Here is a 22,020-nt window from a genome sequence, read left to right on the forward strand (position 1 = left end):
TTGGTGGTAGCATAACACGAACTTATCCTGCCAACGATGACCAATACGCATGTCTATAGAGAATACATTACCGACTTACCAATCACTTGCCCTGGCATTGAACCAGCAAGCAGTGGCATTAACCCCTGCTGAAATGCATGGTCTGATCAGTGGCATGCTGTGCGGAGGCAGTAAAGACGATGGTTGGCGTGCACTGGTGCATGACTTGACCAACGAGGGCGTCGCCTTTTCGCAAGCCCTTGGTTTGCCGTTACAACAGTTACATCAAGCAACACAAGAAGCGCTTGAAAACGAAGGTTTTATGTTCCAGTTGTTGATTCCTGAAGGGGAAGAGATCACTGTTTTTGACCGTGCTGATGCATTATCCGGCTGGGTAAACCATTTCCTGTTAGGTCTTGGGATGCTGCAACCGAAGTTGGCGCAAGTGAAAGATGAAGTGGGTGAAGCCATTGATGATTTGCGTAATATTGCTCAGTTAGGATATGACGAGGATGAAGATCAGGAAGAACTGGCCCAATCATTGGAAGAAGTCATCGAGTATGTCCGTGTCGCGGCTATCTTGTGTCATATTGAATTTACTCAAGAAAAACCGACGGCTCCGGAAGTACGCAAACCGACATTACACTAAGCTGGCCTGTGTCGTGTGTTGAATGATGGAAACCGGATATTTCAGGAGGGTGTAATGACTCAGCAAGAATACCAGAACCGCCGTCAGGCACTGTTGGCGAAGATGGCCCCGGGCAGCGCTGCCATTATTTTTGCCGCACCAGAGGCTACGCGCAGTGCAGACTCTGAATATCCTTATCGGCAGAATAGCGATTTTAGTTATCTGACCGGCTTTAATGAGCCGGAAGCGGTGCTGATTCTGGTGAAAAGCGATGAGACTCACAACCACAGCGTGCTGTTTAACCGAGTGCGCGATTTAACCGCTGAAATCTGGTTTGGCCGCCGTTTAGGGCAAGAGGCCGCGCCCGAGAAGTTGGGTATCGATCGCGCATTACCTTTTGATGAAATCGACGAGCAGCTCTATTTGCTGCTTAATCGCCTTGATGTGATTTATCACGCGCAGGGGCAATATGATTACGCGGATAAGATTGTGTTTGCCGCGCTGGAAAAATTGCGTAACGGTTTTCGTAAAAACTTGCGTGCACCCGCGACCTTAACTGACTGGCGGCCATGGTTGCATGAAATGCGCCTGTTTAAGTCAGAAGAAGAACTTGCTGTGATGCGCCGCGCCGGTGAAATTAGCGCATTGGCCCATACCCGCGCGATGGAAAGATGCCGCCCGGGGATGTTTGAGTACCAATTGGAAGGGGAGATTCTGCATGAATTTACTCGCCATGGTGCGCGTTATCCGGCGTATAACACAATTGTTGGTGGCGGTGAAAATGGCTGCATTTTGCATTACACCGAAAATGAGTGCGAACTGCGAGATGGCGATTTAGTGCTGATTGACGCCGGTTGTGAATATCAGGGCTATGCCGGTGATATCACCCGCACTTTCCCGGTAAACGGTAAATTTACCCCCGCACAACGGGAGATTTATGACATCGTGCTGGCCTCCATCAACAAAGCACTGGAATTGTACCGGCCAGGGACTAGCATCCGCGAAGTCACGGGGCAGGTGGTGCGGATTATGATTACCGGCTTGGTGAATTTAGGCATCCTCAAAGGGGATGTCGAGCAACTAATCATTGAACAAGCGCACCGTCCATTCTTTATGCACGGCCTGAGCCACTGGTTGGGGATGGACGTGCATGATGTCGGCGATTACAGCAACAGTGACCGTGAGCGCCCTCTTGAGCCTGGTATGGTGCTGACTATCGAACCGGGCTTGTATATTGCGCCAGATGCCGATGTTCCGCCGCAATATCGCGGTATTGGTATTCGGATTGAAGATGACATCGTGATTACTGCGGTAGGTAACGAAAATCTGACTGCCAGTGTGGTAAAAGATCCCGATGACATTGAAGCCCTGATGGCGGCGGCGAGATAACTAATGAGCGTGATAATTGTGGGTGGCGGTATGGCTGGTGCAACACTGGCGCTGGCTATTTCATCTCTCACTAAAGGGGCGGTACCGGTAACGCTGATTGAAGCGCATCTTCCTGACAGCCGCCAACATCCAGGTTTTGATGCCAGAGCCATTGCATTGGCGCAGGGGACTTGTCGGCAACTCGATAGCCTTGGTCTCTGGTCAGCACTGGCCGACTGTGCCACCGCCATTGAGCATGTTCACGTCAGCGATAGCGGCCATTCCGGCTTTGTGAATCTGCGGGCGCAAGATTATCACGTTCCAGCACTGGGTCAGGTCATTGAGCTGTTTGATGCGGGTAATCGGCTATTCACTTTGCTACAGAAAGCACCGGGTGTGACCTTACATTGCCCGGCAAACGTAGTTGATGTGGCGCGCACGGCTGAATCTGCCACGGTGACATTGGATAATGGTCAACAGCTCAGTGCCCAGTTATTGGTGGCGGCGGATGGCTCTCATTCCTCATTGGCCCAAGCTTGTAATATGCAGTGGCAACAGCAGGATTACCAACAAATTGCGGTGATCGCCAATGTCACGACCTCCGAGCGGCCCAATGGGCGTGCTTTTGAGCGCTTTACCCGCAATGGGCCATTGGCGCTACTGCCAATGTCGCAAGGGCGCAGCTCACTAGTTTGGTGTCATGCCAAAGAAGATAGACAGCAAATTGATAGCTGGGATGATGCCCGTTTTCTGGCAGAGCTACAGCAGGCTTTCGGCTGGCGGCTCGGGAAAATGCTGCATGCTGGCAAGCGCCACAGTTACCCACTGCAATTGCTAACTGCCTCGCGCCATGTCAGTCATCGGCTGGCATTAGTCGGCAATGCAGCTCAAACCTTGCACCCGATTGCTGGTCAGGGCTTTAATTTAGGGCTGCGCGATGTGATGTCATTGGCCGAAACCATTGCCCAAGCCGCCCTTGCAGGAACAGACCCCGGTGATTATGCGGTACTCAGCCAATACCAACAGCGGCGACAACAAGATCAACAGGCGACCATTGGCATCACAGATGGATTAATCCGCCTGTTTGCCAACCGCTATGGGCCGTTGGTGGTGGGGCGTAATCTTGCTTTGATGTCGATGGAGCATCTGCCCACCATACGTGATACTTTCGCGCGGCGGACATTGGGATGGGTTAAGCGTTAGTATTTAATATGGGAATATATTGGCATGCAATCATATGACGTGGTAATCGCCGGTGGTGGAATGGTCGGCTTAGCACTGGCCTGCGGTTTACAAGGCAGTGGCCTGCGCATTGCTATTCTGGAACACCAGCCAGTACCCGAGCCGCTACCTGCGCCGGTGACCGGTGAGTTAGCGCTTCGGGTTTCGGCGATCAATGCGGCCAGTGAGCGCTTACTGCAAAAGATGGGGGTGTGGGAAAACATCTTAGCGCTGCGTGCCAGCCCTTATCGCGGCATGGAAGTGTGGGACCAGGACAGCTTTGGGAAAATTGCTTTCCATGCCGATGAGTATGGTTTTAGCCATCTCGGACATATCATTGAAAACCAAGTGATTCAGCAGGCGCTATGGCAGCGAGCCAGCCAATTGGCTGATGTGACTTTGCTGGCGCCCGCCAGTATCAAACAGGTCGCTTGGGGCGAAAGTGAAGCATTTATCACGCTGACGGATGACCGGATGCTCAGCGCCCGGTTGGTGATTGGGGCGGATGGCGCGAACTCTTGGTTACGCCAACATGCTGATATTCCACTGACATTTTGGGATTATGCCCACCACGCGCTGGTGGCTACTATCCGCACTGAAGAATCTCATCAGGCCACGGCACGTCAGGTGTTTCATGGTGACGGTATTCTGGCATTCCTGCCATTTAGTGACCCGCATCTTAGCTCGATTGTTTGGTCATTACCCCCTGAACGCGCCGCCGAGTTAGCCACACTGCCCGCGGAGCAGTTTAACCGCGAGCTGGGAATGGCATTTGATATGCGGCTGGGGCCATGCCAGCTTGAAAGTGAGCGTCAGACCTTCCCGCTAACGGGGCGTTATGCTCGCAGTTTCGCGGCACACCGGTTGGCTCTGGTCGGTGACGCCGCTCATACTGTGCATCCGTTGGCCGGGCAGGGTGTGAATCTGGGCTTTATGGATGCCGCCGAGCTGGTGTCTGAACTTCGGCGCTTGCAGCGTCAGGGTAAAGATATCGGCCAGCATCTTTATCTGCGCCGCTATGAACGCCGCCGTAAGCACAGCGCCGCAGTGATGCTTGCTAGTATGCAGGGTTTCCGCTCACTGTTTGCGGGTGATAACCCGGCTAAAAAACTGTTACGTGATATTGGTCTGACCTTGGCGGATAATTTGCCGGGGGTAAAACCGCAGCTAGTGCGCCAGGCGATGGGGTTAAATGATTTGCCCGATTGGCTGGATGAATAATCTCGTGACCGACTAAACCTGCCTCAGTTGAAAAAATCTAATTTCAACCTGCTTTTCGCATTAGTTTTTCTCACGCACAACCAAAACCTGATAAGTTGATTCTGACAGGGTTTTGGTTGTTTCGTTATATAACATCGCAACTTTTACGCTTTAATTGTTAATTATGTGCCTCCGTGCGCAGTTTTGCAGTGGAAAACTCTGCACAATACCCCTGCCTTTTGTCGTTTTAATGTGTGCTATTGCCTATTTTACCTTATGGTTACCTGATGGATTCGGTGATAACGTTGGGCAAAAGGTATCGTTTGCGTAGACCCGTCATACTTCACGTTGCAGGTGTGTTGGCTGCTTTCGTTCACCCCAGTCACTTACTTGAGTAAGCTCCTGGGGATTCGCTTAATTGCCGCCTTCCTGCAACCCGAACTATCTAGGGTATAGGCCTGTTTATGGTGAGTTAGAGTCCCTAACACTCATTGCATAAAACTGTTTGAGGGAGAATAGATGTCTAAGCAGACCCCGCTGTATGACCAACACGTGGCGTGCGGTGCGCGCATGGTAGATTTTCATGGCTGGATGATGCCATTGCATTATGGTTCCCAAATCGACGAGCACCATAACGTGCGCCAAGATGCCGGTATGTTTGATGTCTCGCACATGACGATTGTCGATTTACACGGCGCTCGTACCCGTGAATTCTTACGTTACCTGTTAGCCAATGATGTTGCCAAACTAACCCTACCGGGCAAAGCCCTTTACACTGCGATGCTGAATGCTTCCGGCGGTGTTATCGATGATTTGATCGTCTACTTCCTGCGCGAAGACTATTTCCGTTTAGTCGTGAACTCCGCCACCCGAGAGAAAGATCTGGAGTGGATAACTCAGCATGCTGAGCCGTACCAGGTGGGAGTGACAGTACGGGACGATTTAGCACTGGTGGCGGTGCAAGGCCCGACAGCGCAACAGAAAGTGGCGACCTTACTGACTCCAGAGCAGCAACAAGCGATTACAGGAATGAAACCATTCTTTGGTATTCAGGCTGGTGATTTGTTTATCGCCACCACGGGCTATACCGGGGAAGCGGGTTACGAAATCGCGCTACCGAAAGAACGTGTGGTTGAATTCTGGCAACAATTGCTCGCCGCCGGTGTGAAGCCCGCAGGTCTTGGTGCGCGTGACACTTTGCGCCTGGAAGCGGGTATGAATCTCTATGGTCAGGAAATGGACGAAGGCGTTTCGCCCCTTGCCGCTAATATGGGTTGGACCGTGGCTTGGTTGCCAGAAGATCGTCAGTTTATTGGCCGTGAAGCACTGGAAAAACAGCGTGCGGACGGCACAGAGCAACTGGTCGGCTTGATCATGACTGAGAAAGGCGTATTGCGTAATGAGTTGCCGGTGCATTTTTCTGATGCTTCAGGTAACCAGCATGTTGGTGTGATAACCAGCGGTTCATTCTCGCCGACACTGGGCTTCAGTATTGCGCTGGCTCGTGTCCCTGCGGGGATAGGTGAAAATGCTGTGGTGCAAATCCGTAACCGTGAAATGCCGGTACGGGTGACTAAACCGGGTTTTGTGCGGGCGGGTAAGCCGGTCGCGCTGTAATTATTTCGAATTTCACGAGCCAAAACTTTTCGGCTCTATCTCTTTTTAAGGAGTAGCAATGAGCAATGTACCAGCAGATTTAAAGTATGCGTCATCTCATGAGTGGGTTCGTGCCGATGGTGATGGCGTGTATAGCGTCGGGATCACTGAACATGCGCAAGAGCTATTGGGTGACATGGTGTTTGTTGATTTGCCAGAAGTGGGCAGTGAGGTTTCCGCTGGCAGCGATTGCGCTGTTGCTGAGTCAGTTAAAGCCGCTTCCGATATTTATGCGCCAATCAGTGGTGAAATTATTGCCGTGAATACCGAGCTGGAAAGCTCCCCTGAGCTGGTGAATAGCGCGCCTTATACTGATGGCTGGCTGTTTAGCATCAAAGCTTCTGATGAAAGTGAGCTAGACAGTTTGTTAGATGCCGAGGCTTATCTGGCGACCATTGAAGAATAAATGAAAAAAGCCTGAGGTGAGTGAAGTGCAATGAGCCAAGGGTTGACCACATCTAAGGGTGCTCCGGTGGCTTACGCCACTACAACCCGAACGGCGTGTTTACCCTTAGTTCGGCTTTGTGAGTATTTCTAAAGCCCCTCCAAGGCGCGGTTAATCTCAAATATCTCCCGTCCCATGCCCTATTCAGGAATGTGTAGCAAATGACTCAAAATCTCAGCCAGCTTGAACATAACGATGCTTTTATTCAGCGCCATATCGGCTCCTCAGCTGAGCAACAGCAACAGATGTTGGCCGCCGTTGGCGCCAGCTCGTTAAGTAGTTTGATCCAGCAGATTGTTCCGGCAGATATCCAATTGCCAAGCCCACCACCTGTGGGGGATGCCGCCACGGAACATCAGGCGCTGGCGGAACTTAAAGGGATTGCCAGCCAGAATCAGCGCTATAAATCCTATATTGGCATGGGCTACAGCCCGGTTCTGACCCCGCCGGTTATCCTGCGTAATATGCTGGAAAACCCCGGTTGGTACACCGCCTATACTCCTTATCAGCCAGAAGTTTCACAGGGCCGCCTTGAAGCATTGCTCAATTTCCAGCAATTGACCCAAGACTTGACCGGCCTGGATCTGGCTTCCGCTTCTTTGCTGGATGAAGCCACTGCAGCCGCAGAATCCATGGCGTTGGCTAAACGTGCCAGTAAGCTCAAAGACGCCAATCGTTTCTTCGTCGCCGATGATGTCCATCCACAAACCCTCGATGTAGTGCGAACTCGTGCTGAAACCTTTGGTTTCGAAGTGATTGTTGATCGCGCAGAAAAAGTGCTGGAGCTAGAGGGAGTATTCGGGGTGCTGCTGCAACAAGTCGGTACCACTGGCGAGCTGCATGACTACTCAGCACTGCTATCTGAGCTGAAAAAACGCAAAATCATTACCAGTGTGGCCGCTGATATTATGGCGTTAGTGCTGCTGACAGCACCGGGTAAACAGGGCGCTGACGTGGTATTTGGCTCTGCTCAGCGTTTTGGGGTGCCGATGGGTTACGGTGGCCCACATGCTGCTTTCTTTGCTTGTCGCGATGAATTTAAACGCTCAATGCCGGGCCGGATTATTGGGGTATCGCGTGATGCTGCCGGTAATACCGCGCTGCGTATGGCGATGCAAACTCGCGAGCAACATATCCGCCGCGAGAAAGCCAATTCCAATATCTGTACTTCTCAGGTTTTACTGGCCAATATCGCCAGTTTGTATGCGGTTTATCATGGTCCACAGGGCTTGCAGCGCATCGCTGGCCGTATTCACCGTATGACCGATATTCTGGCCGCGGGCTTGCAACAAGCGGGTCTGACCCTGCGTTTCCAGCATTGGTTTGATACATTAACGGTCGAAGTGAAAGACAAAGCCGCGATATTGGCCCGTGCATTGAGCTTCGGTATTAATCTGCGCACTGATATTCATGGTGCTGTGGGTATCACGTTGGATGAAACCACCTCTCGCGAAGATCTTCAAACCTTGTTCACTCTGTTAGTCGGTGATAATCATGGTTTGGATATTGATCAACTTGATGCCCAAGTCAGTCATAATAGCCAGTCAATTCAATCGACTATGTTGCGCCAAGACCCGATTCTGACGCATCCGGTGTTTAACCGCTACCATAGCGAAACTGAAATGATGCGTTATATGCATCGTTTAGAGCGCAAAGATTTGGCGCTGAATCAGGCGATGATCCCGCTGGGTTCTTGCACTATGAAGCTCAATGCCGCTGCGGAGATGATCCCGATCACTTGGCCGGAGTTTGCTGAATTGCACCCATTCTGTCCGCCGGAACAAGCTGCAGGTTATCAGCAAATGATTGGCCAGCTGTCACAATGGCTGGTGCAACTGACTGGTTATGATGCTGTTTGTATGCAGCCAAACTCGGGTGCGCAAGGTGAATATGCGGGGCTGCTGGCCATTCGCCGCTACCACGAAAGCCGCAATCAGGCGAGCCGCCATATCTGTTTAATCCCAAGCTCTGCCCACGGTACGAACCCAGCATCGGCACAAATGGCCGGGATGTCGGTGGTGGTGGTGGCCTGTGATAAGCAAGGTAATATCGATTTGCACGATTTGCGCCAAAAGGCGGGCGAAGCGGGCGATGAACTCTCTTGTATTATGGTGACTTACCCGTCGACTCACGGCGTGTATGAAGAAACCATCCGCGAAGTTTGCCAAATTGTGCATCAGTTTGGGGGCCAAGTTTATCTCGATGGCGCAAATATGAATGCGCAGGTGGGGATCACCACACCGGGCTATATTGGCGCGGATGTATCCCACTTAAACTTGCATAAAACTTTCTGTATTCCACACGGCGGTGGCGGCCCAGGTATGGGGCCAATTGGGGTTAAAGCACATTTAGCGCCATTTGTTCCCGGCCACAGTGTGGTGCAAATTGACGGCATGACCACCCAACAAGGCGCGGTTTCGGCAGCACCTTTTGGTAGTGCATCAATTTTGCCTATCAGCTGGATGTACATCCGCATGATGGGGGCCGATGGGTTGAAGCAAGCCAGTCAGGTGGCGATTCTGAATGCCAACTACATTGCAACTCGGCTGAAAGAAGCCTATCCAGTGTTGTATACCGGCCACGATGGCCGGGTGGCGCATGAATGTATTCTGGATATTCGCCCACTGAAAGAAGCAACGGGAATAAGCGAGATGGATATCGCCAAGCGCTTGATTGACTTCGGTTTCCATGCGCCCACCATGTCCTTCCCGGTGGCGGGCACACTGATGGTGGAGCCGACTGAATCTGAAAGTAAAGTTGAGTTAGACCGCTTTATCGATGCCATGCTGGCTATCCGTGCGGAAATCGAGAAAGTTGCCCGCGGTGAATGGCCACTGGAGGATAACCCGCTGGTGAATGCGCCGCATACTCAGGGCGAACTGGTAGGTGACTGGCAGCATCCTTACAGCCGAGAGTTGGCGGTATTCCCAGTCGCGGGTGTGATGGAGAATAAATACTGGCCGACTGTGAAACGTCTGGATGATGTGTATGGCGACCGTAATTTGTTCTGTTCATGTGTGCCGATTTCTGACTACGAGTAATACTGGCAGTAAATGAAGAGGGTCAGGTAAGGAGGTTGATGACTATAGCCCTGTGATAGCAGGATTTACCGTACCCATGGGCACTCCGGTGGCTTACGCCACTACGGCCTCAACGGCACGATTCTCCTTCATTTGATTTTGTCAGCAGTTTTTGGGTCGCGTAAGCGGCCCTTTTGTTTTTATTGGTATTTACCTGGCTAATGGCTACGCTTACTCTGCAAATTAAGAGAAATATTTACGGCTGAATAAGGAAAAGGGATATGCATAAAAAAGTCGCGTTAGTGACAGGAGGCAGCCGGGGGATTGGCCGAGCTACGGCATTGTTGCTGGCAAAATACGGTTATCGGGTCGCAGTAAATTATATCAATGATGAACAAGCCGCTCGGCAGGTGGTCGCTGAAATTGCCGCCGCGGGTGGGCTGGCGGTGGCAATACAGGCAGATATTGCCGATGAATATCAAGTTATTGCGCTATTCGAAAAGCTTGAAGCACAGCTAGGGCCAATCACCGCGTTGGTCAATAATGCCGGTATTTTATTCCCGCAAACCACCATCGAAGGGTTAACTGCTGAGCGTATTAATCGAGTGTTGAGCACCAATGTGACGGGGTATTTTTTATGTAGCCGCGAAGCCGTCAAGCGCATGGCATTGCGTCATGGTGGCAATGGCGGCGCGATTGTTAATGTTTCTTCTGCCGCATCCCGTTTAGGTGCACCCGGTGAATATCTGGATTATGCTGCCTCCAAAGGGGCCATTGATACGCTGACTGTCGGTTTATCATTAGAAGTGGCTGCTGAGGGCATCCGAGTGAATGGTGTTCGACCGGGTTTAATCTATACCGATATACATGCTAGCGGCGGTGAACCGGGCCGAGTTGACCGGGTAAAAAACTCACTGCCAATGAAACGCGGCGGGCATCCACAAGAAGTGGCCGAGGCCATTGTCTGGTTGCTGTCAGACCATGCCTCTTATGTCACTGGCAGTGTATTGGATTTAGCCGGTGGGAAATAAGCGAGTATTCAGTTACTTCAGCCAACCCTTTTGCTGTGCTACCTGCAACTGTGGCAGCAGATGCTGCCAAATTTCAGGATAGTATTCGGCCACCAATTGGTTGCGCTCCAGCACTTGCTGCAATCGAATGCCATTTTCTATCCAACTTTGGCCTTCGGTATGCAGGTTAATCAGCATAGGCAGAATGCGGTCCAGCACAGTCGCAAAGCGCGCCTCGGCAGTTTCTTCTGCTTCATACTCATCCCACAGCGCGATAAATTGTGTGCCTAATGCGGGGGGGAGCATGCCAAATAAGCGCTTGGCGGCAGCCACTTCTTGCTCATGAATAGCCGCTCTGGCCACCAGATCATAAACGATGATATCACCAGCATCGATTTCGACAATATCGTGCAGCAGCGCCATTTTAATCACGCGATTAATATCAACATCCGATCCCGCATAGGGTGCCAGGCTCATGGCCGCCACCGCGAAATGCCAACTGTGCTCGGCTGAGTTTTCCTGACGCAAACTGGCAATCACTTTGGTCCGGCGCTGGATATCTTTTAGCTTATCGATTTCCATTAGAAACTGAATGGTTTCTGTTAGTGGGCCGAAATCCAGTGTTGCTAATGACATAAATTACCCTTTGTTTTTGGCCCTGCAGCGGTGTTGCTGCTCTCACGCACCCGAATCACTGACTTGTGTCAGCTCATCGGGACTTATTCGTTTGCTGCCTACCTGCAATGCCAATGACTTTGGGTAAACCCTTTGTTTTTGGCGGTGATTAATAATTGCTGTTCCCAGTAGATTTGTCACCTGAATACTTTGAACCACAGACATAGCGGGTTACATGTATTGACAGAATATTTAAGCGTACACGTGTACACTGGAATTATTCTCAGTTAATCTGTGTGCAGTTTTTCCGTACCGCTTTCGTATGGATTTCGTACAGCCATTGCGCTCAACGGATGAGATAACGATTCATTTTCAGGATAATCAGTATTGAAGAATAAATCAGCTATACCCACGGCTTCGGTCACACCCGCAACCACGCCGTCTTATCCATGGGCGGAAGAAATAGCCAATAGCATCAGTCATGGTATTGGCGTGGTATTTGGGATTATCGGTTTGGTTTTGCTATTGGTGCAGGCATTAGATAATGGGGCCGATACCAAGGCGCTGACCAGCTATAGCCTGTATGGCGGCAGTATTATTTTGCTGTTTTTGGCCTCGACCTTGTATCACGCCATTCCACATCGCAGGGCGAAGCTTTGGCTACAAAAATTTGACCATTGTGCTATTTACATATTAATCGCTGGGACATATACACCATTTCTATTGGTGGGGCTGGATTCTCCTCTAGCCCGCGGTTTGATGACCGTGATATGGGGGTTGGCACTGGTAGGTGTCATTTTCAAATTGGCTTTTGCGCATCGGTTTGAAGTGCTGTCATTGGTGACCTACCTGACGATGGGCTGGTTATCATTGATTGTGATTTATCAGTTGGCGGTAAAACTTGAGATTGGTGGGTTAGCGTTATTGGCAATTGGCGGATTGTTATACACATTGGGGGTGATTTTCTACGCCTCTAAGCGCATTCGCTTCGGCCATGCTATTTGGCATGGTTTTGTGCTGGGTGGCAGTGTTTGCCACTTTATGGCAATTTATCTGTACGTCTAATCGTTGGTTTTAATAAGGCCGGAAAACCGGCCTCACTGTATGCCCGATGAATGTTATTTATCTTCAGTCAGTGAATAGGGTAACGGCTGAATAGTGAGCACGCTTTCTGCATCATCGCGTACGCGCAGCACACTGTCGGCGGCCAAATCATTATTCAGCACTGCTTGAACCCACAGGGTGCCATCACTGAGCGCTATGGCGGCCAATACGCTACCGGTACGCCGCCAGTTGTCACCTAATTGCCATTCTAAATCTTCGCCAGCTGTTGGTACGCGGCTGGCACTGCCCGCTAACCAATACAGTGCTCGTTTGTTGGCACCACGGTATTTTGCTCTGGCGACCATTTCCTGCCCGGTATAACAGCCTTTACTGAAGCTGATGCCATTCAACGCCTGAATGTTTGTTGCTTGCGGAATAAATTGCGCACTGTTATCGGTATCAATGATAGGAAAGCCCGCTTCGATATCCAATGCCAGCCATTGTTTACTGTCATTAAGCTGTGCTTGGTCAGACAGCTTTTCTACTAACTGTTGCGCTTGCTCGGCATCAGTCACCAGCAAGAAGCGCTCGGCGGGCAGTGAAAAATGCAACAGCGTGCTATTACCTTGCTGTACCACTGGGTGTTCTGCATCAGGCAATTCGGCGAAAATCCCCGCCAGCGCCGTTTTTGCCTGTGCGCCCGCCACTCCTAATAAAGCGGCATCAGGTTGCGCGGCAATCACCACTTTGGAGAACACGGCATATTTCTTCAGTTCTCTTAGTTGGTTATCCAGCACATTACGGCGTTCGATAAAGGCCAGCCCTTCACCACGATAAAATAACCGCAAGTTGCTCCACATCTTGCCTTTAGCATCACAATGGGCGCACAGCACATGCTGGTCAGCGGGTAAGGCATCAATATCTGCCGTGACTTGCCCTTGCAGATATTTTACGCGATCCGCGCCAGTTAATGTCACCAGCGCCCAGTCATCAAGTGAAATCAATGTTAATGGCAGCTCGGAAGAGGCGACCGGTGGTTGTGCAGCAAATGGAGTGTTATAAGCCATGGTTTACCTGCAAATAAAGAGTACCTGCGAAACAGTCGCCGCTGCCCGCAAGATACAGTGAACCGATACCCCAATGGTAAAATAGCCGGGTAGCTTTGCAAGCAGTAATTCCACGGATTGAGGATTATTATTCAATATCTAAATTCGACGATATCTGAGGTACAATAACCACAGATTCTATGGCGGAGTGCTGAATATGATTAAAAAAACAGCAGAGCCCCGCCTTTTGCCTATCAGCATCCTTCATTGAGGAGTCAATCAGGACATGGAAATCGATAATAAAGCCCGCATTCACTGGGCATGCCGTCGGGGTATGCGTGAACTGGATATTTCTATCATGCCATTTTTTGAACATGAATATGATGGCTTGAGTGATAATGAGAAACAGGTTTTTATTCGCTTACTTGAATGTGATGATCCGGACTTATTTAACTGGTTGATGAATCACGGGGAACCGCAGGATAGCGAGCTGCGCCAAATGGTCAAACTGATTCAAACACGAAATAAAGCCCGTGGCCCAGTGGCGATGTGACCTGCGGGTATCCTGGCACACTCAACTCTTCTCTTTATTAGCGCATGGCGTCTTGGTGATACTCACACTGGTTGCGCCTTGGCCTCAGGGCTATACCGCACTGTGGTTGGTATTACTGACGTTGGTGGTGTTTGAGTGTATCCGCAGCCAGAAAAACATTAAGTCTTGTCAGGGCGAGATTAGGCTAAAACCCGGTAATGTAGTGCTATGGAAAAGGCATGAATGGATTGTCGTTAAACAGCCTTGGATCACTCGCCATGGCGTGTTATTGAGTTTACAACAGACAGGTAACCGCTCAACTCGTAAGCGCTTATGGTTAGCTGCTGACAGTATGCCTGAAGAGGAATGGCGGCAATTATGTCTGTTATTGCGTCATTCGTTTGGCTCTGATGAAGGTATCCATTAATGAAGCCCTTGATCTGGCTGGTGGAAGACGAACCGAGTATCGCCGACACCTTAATTTATACCTTGGAAAGCGAAGGTTTTACCCTCCGGTGGTTTGACCGGGGGCAACCTGCGCTTGCCGCGCTTGCTGATGGCCCGCCGGCGCTGGCGATAGTTGACGTGGGCTTACCTGATATCAATGGTTTTGATCTGTGCCGCCGCATATTGGCCCTGGTGCCGGAGCTACCAGTGGTGTTTTTAACCGCTCGTAGCGAAGAACTGGACCGGATTGTCGGTCTGGAAATTGGTGCTGATGACTATATTGCCAAACCTTTTTCACCGCGTGAGGTGAGCGCCAGAGTTCGCACCGTGTTACGGCGGCTACAAAAGTCACAAACACGGGCTGTCTCTGCCACACTGCATCAATTCGGCCCTTTCACACTGGACGAAGCAGGAGCTCGAGTTACTTATCATCAGCAGGTTTTATGGCTCACCCGTTATGAATATCTGTTGCTGAAGACGTTATTACTGGCCCCTGAACGCGTATTTTCACGCCAGCAATTGATGGATATTGTTTGGGCGCAGGCGGAAGAGAGCCAGGACCGTACCGTTGATACTCACATTAAAACCCTGCGTTCAAAGCTGCGCATGATCCGCGATGAAGAATCGCCGATCCGCACCCACCGTGGGCTGGGTTACAGCCTGATGTATCGAACATGAGCCATCACCGATGAAAATAGGGGTGCGTTTGCTATTGGGCTATTTTCTGATAGTCGCCATCGCCGGTTACTTTGTTATTCGTATTTTCGTGCAGGAAGTGAAGCCGGGCGTGCGGCGCGCCACCGAAGGGACATTGGTTGATACTGCCACTTTGCTGGCACAATTCGCCCGCCAGGACATGTTGCAAGATAAAGTCGCTGGAGGTCAGCTGGCGCAAGCTTTTGCTTCATTAAATCTGCGGCCAATCGGCGCGAATATTGAAGGGATCCGCAAGGATCGTAATGAATACCGGGTTTATCTGACCGATGCCAAGGGGCGGGTGATTTTTGATTCATCCGGCAAAGCCATTGGGCAAGACTATTCACGCTGGAATGATGTTTGGCTGACCCTGCGGGGTGACTATGGCGCACGCAGCACCCGCAGCGACCCCACAGACGAACAAAGTTCGGTGATGTATGTGGCAGCACCGGTTATCGTTGATAATCAAATTATTGGCGTACTCAGTGTGGGCAAACCCAATATCTCTATGGCCCCGGTTATCAAGCGCAGTGAGCGCAAAATCTTGCTGGCGGGCGGGGTGTTACTGGGGATTGCACTGCTGATTGGTTTGGGATTTGTCTGGTGGATTAACCGGGCGATTGGCAAGTTGGTGGATTATGCCGAACGGGTTTCTGAGGGGCAGCGTGTTGCACTACCCGCGATGGGCAGTAGCGAACTGAATGATTTGGCGCGAGCCTTGGAAAGCATGCGGCTCAAATTGGATGGCAAAGCCTATATTGAGCAATATGTCCATACGCTGACTCATGAGTTGAAAAGCCCGCTGGCGGCGATTACTGGCGCGGCTGAATTATTACGGGAATCCCCACCACCAGCCACGGCTCAGCGTTTTTTGCTCAATATTGAACAACAAAGTGCGCGTATCCAGCAATTAGTAGACAAAATGCTGATACAGGCACGGCTGGAAAGCCGGGTTGATTTGCAGCCCACTCCAGTAGAAATAAGCCATATTATCAAACAAGCCATTAGCGCCAAAGAAGCTCAGGCTGCCAGCAGAGGAATTGCCTTGCGGCTCATTCGTGCTGATAGTGCAATGTTAACCGGCGATAGCTTGTTACTCAGTCAGGCGTTGACCAATCTGATTGATAATGCACTAGATTTCACTCCGATTGGTGGCGAGGTGACATTAAGCGGCGCACGGCAAAATGATCAATATCTGATAACAATTGAAGACACTGGCAGCGGTATTCCGGATTATGCGCAAGAGAAGATTTTTGACCGTTTTTATTCGCTGCCGCGAGCCAATAGCCCAAAAAGTACTGGGCTGGGGCTAAATTTTGTGCGCGAGGTTGCGGCTATTCATCAGGGCAATATTTCCCTTGAGAACCGCCAGCCGCAAGGGGTTTGTGCTCTTCTGACTCTGCCGCTAGATATCAGTTAAGTCGCTGACTTCACTGTCACTTCACATAGCCTCATTTTCCTTTCACTTCACTCACTTAAGCTGCTCTCCTGACCTTAAAAGGAGCGCAAATCATGTTCAAATCTGTTTTGTTTTGGAAAATAGCCGCGTTGTTGGGCCTCATTCTTTTGATGATGATCCCGAAAGAAATGTTGTTGAATGTTATCAATGAACGCAGTGGTTATCGCCAAAGTGTGGTCGGCAAAGTCAGTGATAGCACCAGTCGCGCACAAAAGATCCTTGGCCCAATGATTGTGGTGCCCTACAGCGAATGGATTGAAACTGAAGTTGACGGCAAGAAGCAAGGGCAGTGGGTAAGCCGCCATCGCTATTTACTGCCGGAGGTCATGACCGTCACGGGGACACCGGATGTAGAAGTTCGCCAATTGGGTATTTACCAAGCCCAGGTTTATCAGGGGGAGCTCAATTTCCACGGGCAATTTGAGCCCTCCTCGTTGGATGATTTAGACCGCGACGGCATCACCATCGGCACGCCGTCACTGGTGTTGGCACTGAGCGATTCGCGTGGCATCCAGCAGATTTCGCCGTTAAGTCTGGGCAGTACAAAAATTAATTTCGAACCAGGGGCTTTTCTGGGGCGCAAGGCGCAGGGGGTGCATGCGCCGCTGACTATCGAACAGGTTCGCCAGAGCAAATTTGATGTTAATTTTACCCTCACTCTTGCGGGTACCAATAGTCTGGCGGTCGTGCCTGTTGGGCGCAGCAGCGAGCTGACTTTACAGAGCAATTGGCCGCATCCTAATTTTGTCGGTGAGTTTTTGCCCTTGCAGCGCAAAGTGGATGAAAAAGGCTTTCGCGCCCATTGGAGCAGTAATTGGCTGGCGAACAACATGAATATCAATTTTGCCGGTGACAATGTGCGCTTTGATTTTGACGAATTACCCGCTTTTACCACCAGTTTGATTGAGCCGGTTGACCACTATCAACTCACTGAGCGGGCGATTAAATATGCCATTCTGTTTATTGGCTTAACATTTTTTAGCTTCTTCTTATTCGAGAGCCTGACGTCACTGCGTGTCCACCCGATCCAATATCTGTTGGTGGGCGCGGCATTGGTCTTGTTCTATTTAATGTTGCTGGCGTTCTCTGAGCACCTTGGTTTCACTTGGGCTTATATTATCGCCAGTCTGAGTTGTAGCTCATTGATTGCTATCTATTTAAGTGCTGTATTAGGCGGTTGGTTACGCGGCGGATTATTTGCCGGAGGGCTATTATTGCTGTACGGCGTATTGTTTGGTCTGCTGCAATCAGAAGACAATGCCCTGTTATTAGGCGCGGGTTTACTGTTTATTATTCTGGCAGCAGTGATGTTGCTGACACGGCGGCTGGATTGGTATCAGGTGGCTTCTCCACCACGTTTTGCCGGGCAGAAAGATTCTGAACCAACGCGCCACCAAGAGAAAGTCGAAGAGGCATCGAGTTGCATCGCCAAGACTGGAGGCGGCTCTCAAGATTCCTTCCGATTATGGAAATAATATAGCAGAAGTCAAAACGGCTATAGAAAGCGGGCACAACCGGTGCCCGTTTGTCACATTCTGGTCTGTCACATTAAAGCAATGTATCCATTTCGAGCAGAATTTGCTCACACCACTGTTCGATGCGCTCTTCACTCAAATCGTATTGATTGACCTCATCTAACGCCAAGCCCACGAAGTGTTTACCGTCAGCGCTGAGCGGTTTCGGGCTGGTAAACTCAAAGCCCTCTGTCGGCCAAAAACCAATAAATTTCACCCCCAGCGGGGCAATATGGTCATGCAGCATCCCAAGAGCATCAAGGAACCATTCGCTATAACCGAATTGATCGCCCATGCCATACATGGCGACAATCTTTCCTTGGAGGTTTAGTTGGGTTAATTGTGGCCAAATGGCTTCCCAATCTTCCTGTAATTCGCCGAAATCCCAGGTAGGAATACCCAGAATGAGAATGGAATATTCTTCCATCAGGCGGGGGCTGACATCTTTTAAGTTATGTAAATCAACCAGATCTTCGCCGAGGATATCGCGGATTTTTTCTGCCACCATTTCGGTATAGCAGGTGCTGGAGCCGTAAAAGAGACCAATCTTCATGATGTATAGCCATAGCATTACTAATAAGGAATAGCATCGAGTGTATCAGATTTGTCCCGTCATCAGGCATAATGGCGGCCCCATCCCATCAAAGAGATAAACAGTCATGCAACAGCAAAATAACCCGCTGATTGAACAGTTTCTTGATGCCCTGTGGCTGGAGCGGAATTTGGCGGAGAATACACTGGCCTCATACCGTTTGGATTTACATGCACTGAGTGGATGGTTAGAGCATCACGACAGTGATTTATTGCGCGCCGGTTCGCAGGACTTACAGTCATTCCTTGCCGAGCGTATTGAGGGCGGTTATAAAGCCACCAGCTCAGCTCGCTTACTCAGTGCAATGCGCCGGCTATTCCAATATTTATACCGCGAAAAATTGCGCGAAGATGACCCTACGGCACTGCTTTCATCGCCCAAATTACCGCAGCGCTTACCTAAAGATTTGAGCGAGGCGCAGGTTGACGCGTTACTCAACTCTCCCAATGTTGATATCCCGCTAGAATTGCGGGATAAGGCCATGCTGGAAGTGCTCTATGCCACCGGCTTGCGGGTGTCGGAGCTCGTTGGGCTGACCATCAGCGATGTTAGTTTGCGCCAAGGAGTGGTGCGCGTTATCGGGAAAGGGAATAAAGAGCGGCTGGTGCCTTTGGGCGAAGAAGCCGTGTACTGGATTGAAAATTACATGGAGCATGGTCGTCCGTGGCTGATCAATGGTCAATCACTGGATGTGCTATTTCCCAGTAATCGCAGCCAGCAAATGACGAGGCAGACTTTCTGGCATCGAATCAAACACTATGCGATCCTTGCCGGTATTGATAGTGAACGGCTTTCGCCCCATGTACTACGGCATGCTTTTGCCACGCACCTGTTGAATCACGGTGCGGATCTACGTGTGGTACAAATGTTACTGGGCCATAGTGATCTGTCGACGACCCAGATTTATACCCATGTAGCGACTGAGCGTTTGAAGTTGCTACATCAACAGCATCATCCGCGCGCATAGTTGTTTTTTATGAAAACCACAACGTGTGGAATAAAGATAGGATTTATAAATGAAAAAAAGTTTATTGCTGCTGCCGATTATTATCGCTGCCCTCACTGGTCTGGCTCATGCGGATGATGCCGCTATCCAACAAACACTGAAAAAATTGGATATCCAAAACGCCGACATTCAACCTTCACCTATCCCTGGATTAAGTACAGTGATGACTGATAGCGGTGCGCTTTATATTGCCGCCGACGGCAAACATCTGTTGCAAGGGCCACTGTATGACGTGAGTGGTAATCAACCGGTGAATGTAACTAATCAGGCGCTGCTGAAAAAGTTGGAAGCATTGAGCGGCGAAATGATTGTGTATAAAGCGCCACAGGAGAAACACGTTGTCACGGTGTTTACCGATATCACCTGCGGCTATTGCCATAAGTTACACGAACAGATGAGCGACTATAATGCGCTGGGGATTACCGTGCGGTATTTAGCCTTCCCGCGTCAGGGGTTGAGCTCTCAGGCAGAAAAAGACATGCGTTCTATCTGGTGTATGGCTGATCGCAATAAAGCTTTTGATGATGCAATGAAAGGTAGCGCGATATCACCGGCTACCTGTAAAACTGATATTTCTGAACACTATAAACTCGGTGTTCAGTTTGGTATTCAGGGTACACCGGCTATTGTGCTGCAAAATGGCACTATCGTTCCGGGATATCTGGAGCCGAAAGAAATGCTACAGATGCTGAATAAGCATCAGGCTTCCTCAAAAGTGGCGGGTTAATCACCCGTGACATTGAAAACTCAGCTTCGCCGTCGTGAGGCGGCTGATGATAGCCACTTGCCTGTGCAGTTACACCCGCTGTTGCGCCGTCTCTATGCCAGCCGTGGGGTAAAAAGTGCCGAGGAACTTGAACGTGGTGTAAAAGGCTTACTTGCATGGCAGCAACTCGACGGGATTGATGCCGGTGTTACTCTGTTGCAGCAAGCATTGGCGGATCGACGGCGTATCGTGATTGTCGGTGATTTTGATGCCGATGGCGCGACTAGCACGGCGCTGGCAGTACTGGCGTTGCGCAGCATGGGCGGCAACAATGTTGATTATCTGGTGCCCAACCGTTTTGACGATGGCTACGGGCTTAGCCCCGAAGTCGTCGAGCAAGTTGCCGCCCGCGGGGCAGAATTGATTGTCACTGTTGATAACGGTATTTCTTCCCATGCAGGAGTGGAGTTGGCTCATGCCATGGGTATCCAAGTGTTGGTGACCGACCACCATCTACCGGGTGAAACCTTACCAGCAGCCGAAGCTATCATTAACCCGAATTTGACCGGATGTGATTTTCTCTCCAAATCACTGGCCGGAGTGGGTGTTACGTTTTATCTGATGCTGGCGTTACGTGCTCGTCTCAGAGACAGCGGTTGGTTTGAGCAACGCGCTTTAGCGGTACCTAATTTAGCTGAATTGCTGGATTTGGTGGCATTGGGTACGGTAGCTGATGTGGTGCCATTGGATGCCAATAACCGGATTTTGGTGCATCAAGGGCTAAGCCGTATTCGTGCAGGAAAATGTCGCCCGGGGATTCGCGCATTATTGGAAGTTGCCAACCGGGATGCTCGCCAGTTGGCGGCAAACGATCTGGGTTTCTCCCTTGGCCCACGGCTCAATGCTGCCGGGCGTCTGGATGATATGTCCATCGGGGTAGCATTGTTACTTAGCGATGATATTGCTCAGGCCAGAGCACTGGCAATCGACCTTGATGCGCTAAATCAAACGCGCCGCGAGATAGAACAAGGTATGCAAGTTGAAGCTTTGCAACTGTGTGACCAATTAGAGCGAACCAGCACAGAATTACCTTACGGTATCGCGATGTACCATCCAGAGTGGCATCAAGGGGTAGTCGGGATTCTAGCTTCACGCATTAAAGAGCGTTTTCACCGGCCAGTGATTGCCTTTGCCCCAGCCGGTGACGGGTTATTGAAAGGTTCGGGGCGCAGTGTAGCTGGTTTGCATATGCGCGATGCTCTGGAGCGCTTGGATACCTTGAACCCAGGGCTGATGCTAAAGTTTGGCGGCCATGCCATGGCGGCGGGACTATCGTTGGAGCAGGATAAGTTCGATGAATTCCGTCAGCGCTTTGCAGATTTAGTCGGTGAATGGATGGATGCCTCACAGTTAGAGGGCGTTATCTGGTCAGACGGCGAACTGAAAGGCAACGAATTATCGCTGGAAACCGCAGAGTTACTGCGTGATGGTGGCCCATGGGGGCAATCTTTCCCGGAACCCACATTTGACGGGAAATTTCGCATTTTGCAACAACGGCTGGTGGGCGAGCGTCACCTGAAGCTGATGATTGAACCCTTGAATGGCGGGCCTCTGCTGGATGCTATCGCCTTTAATATTGATACCACTTTATGGCCTGACAGTAGCGTGCGTGAAGTTAAGCTAGCTTATAAACTCGATATTAATGAATATCGCGGCAATCGCAGTGTGCAATTGCTGGTTCAGCACTTATGGCCTTATTAGTTAGCTACAATATTGTTCTATACCCAAATTAGTTGGTGTTGCAGCAAGGCGGCCGACCAATGACCAATTGGTCGG

20 protein-coding genes are annotated in these 22,020 nt (G+C 50.5%); 17 read left to right on the forward strand and 3 right to left on the reverse strand.

Going from position 1 to position 22,020, the window contains the following annotated elements:
• The first annotated feature begins 49 nt into the window (after nucleotides 1-49).
• The 8 genes from DX162_RS10025 (at nucleotide 50) to DX162_RS10060 (ending at nucleotide 10,548) form a co-directional block, all read left to right on the forward strand.
• A complete protein-coding gene (locus tag DX162_RS10025; protein ID WP_004390982.1) occupies nucleotides 50-628 on the forward strand; it encodes a YecA/YgfB family protein in 579 nt (192 codons plus the stop codon).
• 54 nt (nucleotides 629-682) lie between these two features.
• Complete coding sequence (gene pepP, locus DX162_RS10030; RefSeq protein WP_004390981.1) at nucleotides 683-1,996, forward strand: Xaa-Pro aminopeptidase; 1,314 nt, start codon at nucleotides 683-685, stop codon at nucleotides 1,994-1,996.
• 3 nt (nucleotides 1,997-1,999) lie between these two features.
• The gene (ubiH, locus tag DX162_RS10035; protein ID WP_032819979.1) at nucleotides 2,000-3,178 is read left to right on the forward strand and encodes a 2-octaprenyl-6-methoxyphenyl hydroxylase; all 1,179 of its coding nucleotides are present in this window, start codon (nucleotides 2,000-2,002) and stop codon (nucleotides 3,176-3,178) included.
• A 24-nt stretch (nucleotides 3,179-3,202) separates the two neighbouring features.
• Nucleotides 3,203-4,417, forward strand: coding sequence for an FAD-dependent 2-octaprenylphenol hydroxylase (gene ubiI, locus DX162_RS10040; protein WP_004390976.1), 1,215 nt, complete (start codon nucleotides 3,203-3,205; stop codon nucleotides 4,415-4,417).
• A 498-nt stretch (nucleotides 4,418-4,915) separates the two neighbouring features.
• A complete protein-coding gene (gene gcvT / locus DX162_RS10045) occupies nucleotides 4,916-6,013 on the forward strand; it encodes a glycine cleavage system aminomethyltransferase GcvT (protein ID WP_004390975.1) in 1,098 nt (365 codons plus the stop codon).
• 58 nt (nucleotides 6,014-6,071) lie between these two features.
• On the forward strand, nucleotides 6,072-6,458 hold the full coding sequence (gcvH, locus tag DX162_RS10050; RefSeq protein WP_004390974.1) for a glycine cleavage system protein GcvH: 387 nt from the start codon (nucleotides 6,072-6,074) through the stop codon (nucleotides 6,456-6,458).
• 200 nt (nucleotides 6,459-6,658) lie between these two features.
• On the forward strand, nucleotides 6,659-9,538 hold the full coding sequence (gene gcvP, locus DX162_RS10055; protein ID WP_004390973.1) for an aminomethyl-transferring glycine dehydrogenase: 2,880 nt from the start codon (nucleotides 6,659-6,661) through the stop codon (nucleotides 9,536-9,538).
• Nucleotides 9,539-9,798: 260 nt separating this feature from the next.
• On the forward strand, nucleotides 9,799-10,548 hold the full coding sequence (locus DX162_RS10060; protein ID WP_004390972.1) for an SDR family oxidoreductase: 750 nt from the start codon (nucleotides 9,799-9,801) through the stop codon (nucleotides 10,546-10,548).
• 12 nt (nucleotides 10,549-10,560) lie between these two features.
• Here DX162_RS10060 and DX162_RS10065 read toward each other — a convergent pair whose 3' ends face one another.
• Nucleotides 10,561-11,163: an HD domain-containing protein gene (locus DX162_RS10065; RefSeq protein ID WP_004390971.1), complete on the reverse strand. Its 603-nt coding sequence runs from the start codon at nucleotides 11,161-11,163 to the stop codon at nucleotides 10,561-10,563.
• A gap of 366 nt (nucleotides 11,164-11,529) precedes the next feature.
• On the opposite strand from DX162_RS10065, the gene trhA reads away from it, so the two are divergent.
• Nucleotides 11,530-12,207: a PAQR family membrane homeostasis protein TrhA gene (gene trhA / locus DX162_RS10070; RefSeq protein ID WP_004390969.1), complete on the forward strand. Its 678-nt coding sequence runs from the start codon at nucleotides 11,530-11,532 to the stop codon at nucleotides 12,205-12,207.
• A gap of 53 nt (nucleotides 12,208-12,260) precedes the next feature.
• Here the strand turns inward: trhA and ygfZ are convergent, their stop codons facing one another.
• Complete coding sequence (gene ygfZ / locus DX162_RS10075; RefSeq protein WP_004390968.1) at nucleotides 12,261-13,253, reverse strand: tRNA-modifying protein YgfZ; 993 nt, start codon at nucleotides 13,251-13,253, stop codon at nucleotides 12,261-12,263.
• A 265-nt stretch (nucleotides 13,254-13,518) separates the two neighbouring features.
• Here ygfZ and sdhE point away from each other — a divergent pair, with 265 nt between their 5' ends.
• From sdhE to creD, 5 genes are all read left to right on the forward strand, one after another.
• On the forward strand, nucleotides 13,519-13,785 hold the full coding sequence (gene sdhE, locus DX162_RS10080; protein WP_004390965.1) for an FAD assembly factor SdhE: 267 nt from the start codon (nucleotides 13,519-13,521) through the stop codon (nucleotides 13,783-13,785).
• Nucleotides 13,766-14,191, forward strand: coding sequence for a protein YgfX (locus tag DX162_RS10085; RefSeq protein ID WP_032819978.1), 426 nt, complete (start codon nucleotides 13,766-13,768; stop codon nucleotides 14,189-14,191). The genes sdhE and DX162_RS10085 overlap by 20 nt, the downstream gene beginning before the upstream one ends.
• Entirely contained in the window at nucleotides 14,191-14,889 is a 699-nt protein-coding gene (creB, locus tag DX162_RS10090; RefSeq protein WP_004390964.1) for a two-component system response regulator CreB, read from the forward strand. Before DX162_RS10085 ends, creB begins: the two co-directional genes overlap by 1 nt.
• Before the next feature lie 10 nt (nucleotides 14,890-14,899).
• Entirely contained in the window at nucleotides 14,900-16,327 is a 1,428-nt protein-coding gene (gene creC / locus DX162_RS10095; RefSeq protein WP_004390963.1) for a two-component system sensor histidine kinase CreC, read from the forward strand.
• A gap of 92 nt (nucleotides 16,328-16,419) precedes the next feature.
• Nucleotides 16,420-17,841 carry a cell envelope integrity protein CreD gene (gene creD, locus DX162_RS10100; RefSeq protein WP_004390962.1) on the forward strand — a complete coding sequence of 474 codons (1,422 nt, stop codon included), beginning with the start codon at nucleotides 16,420-16,422 and terminating at the stop codon, nucleotides 17,839-17,841.
• Between the two features lie 73 nt (nucleotides 17,842-17,914).
• Here creD and fldB read toward each other — a convergent pair whose 3' ends face one another.
• On the reverse strand, nucleotides 17,915-18,433 hold the full coding sequence (gene fldB, locus DX162_RS10105) for a flavodoxin FldB (RefSeq protein WP_004390961.1): 519 nt from the start codon (nucleotides 18,431-18,433) through the stop codon (nucleotides 17,915-17,917).
• A 106-nt stretch (nucleotides 18,434-18,539) separates the two neighbouring features.
• Here fldB and xerD point away from each other — a divergent pair, with 106 nt between their 5' ends.
• From xerD to recJ, 3 genes are read left to right on the forward strand one after another with little or no spacing between them, the layout of a single operon-like run.
• Nucleotides 18,540-19,439 carry a site-specific tyrosine recombinase XerD gene (gene xerD, locus DX162_RS10110; protein WP_004390960.1) on the forward strand — a complete coding sequence of 300 codons (900 nt, stop codon included), beginning with the start codon at nucleotides 18,540-18,542 and terminating at the stop codon, nucleotides 19,437-19,439.
• 49 nt (nucleotides 19,440-19,488) lie between these two features.
• Nucleotides 19,489-20,205 carry a bifunctional protein-disulfide isomerase/oxidoreductase DsbC gene (gene dsbC / locus DX162_RS10115; protein ID WP_004390959.1) on the forward strand — a complete coding sequence of 239 codons (717 nt, stop codon included), beginning with the start codon at nucleotides 19,489-19,491 and terminating at the stop codon, nucleotides 20,203-20,205.
• A 6-nt stretch (nucleotides 20,206-20,211) separates the two neighbouring features.
• A complete protein-coding gene (recJ, locus tag DX162_RS10120) occupies nucleotides 20,212-21,945 on the forward strand; it encodes a single-stranded-DNA-specific exonuclease RecJ (RefSeq protein WP_004390958.1) in 1,734 nt (577 codons plus the stop codon).
• Nucleotides 21,946-22,020 lie beyond the last annotated feature (75 nt).

Source organism: Yersinia kristensenii (assembly GCF_900460525.1).
GTDB lineage: Bacteria > Pseudomonadota > Gammaproteobacteria > Enterobacterales > Enterobacteriaceae > Yersinia > Yersinia kristensenii.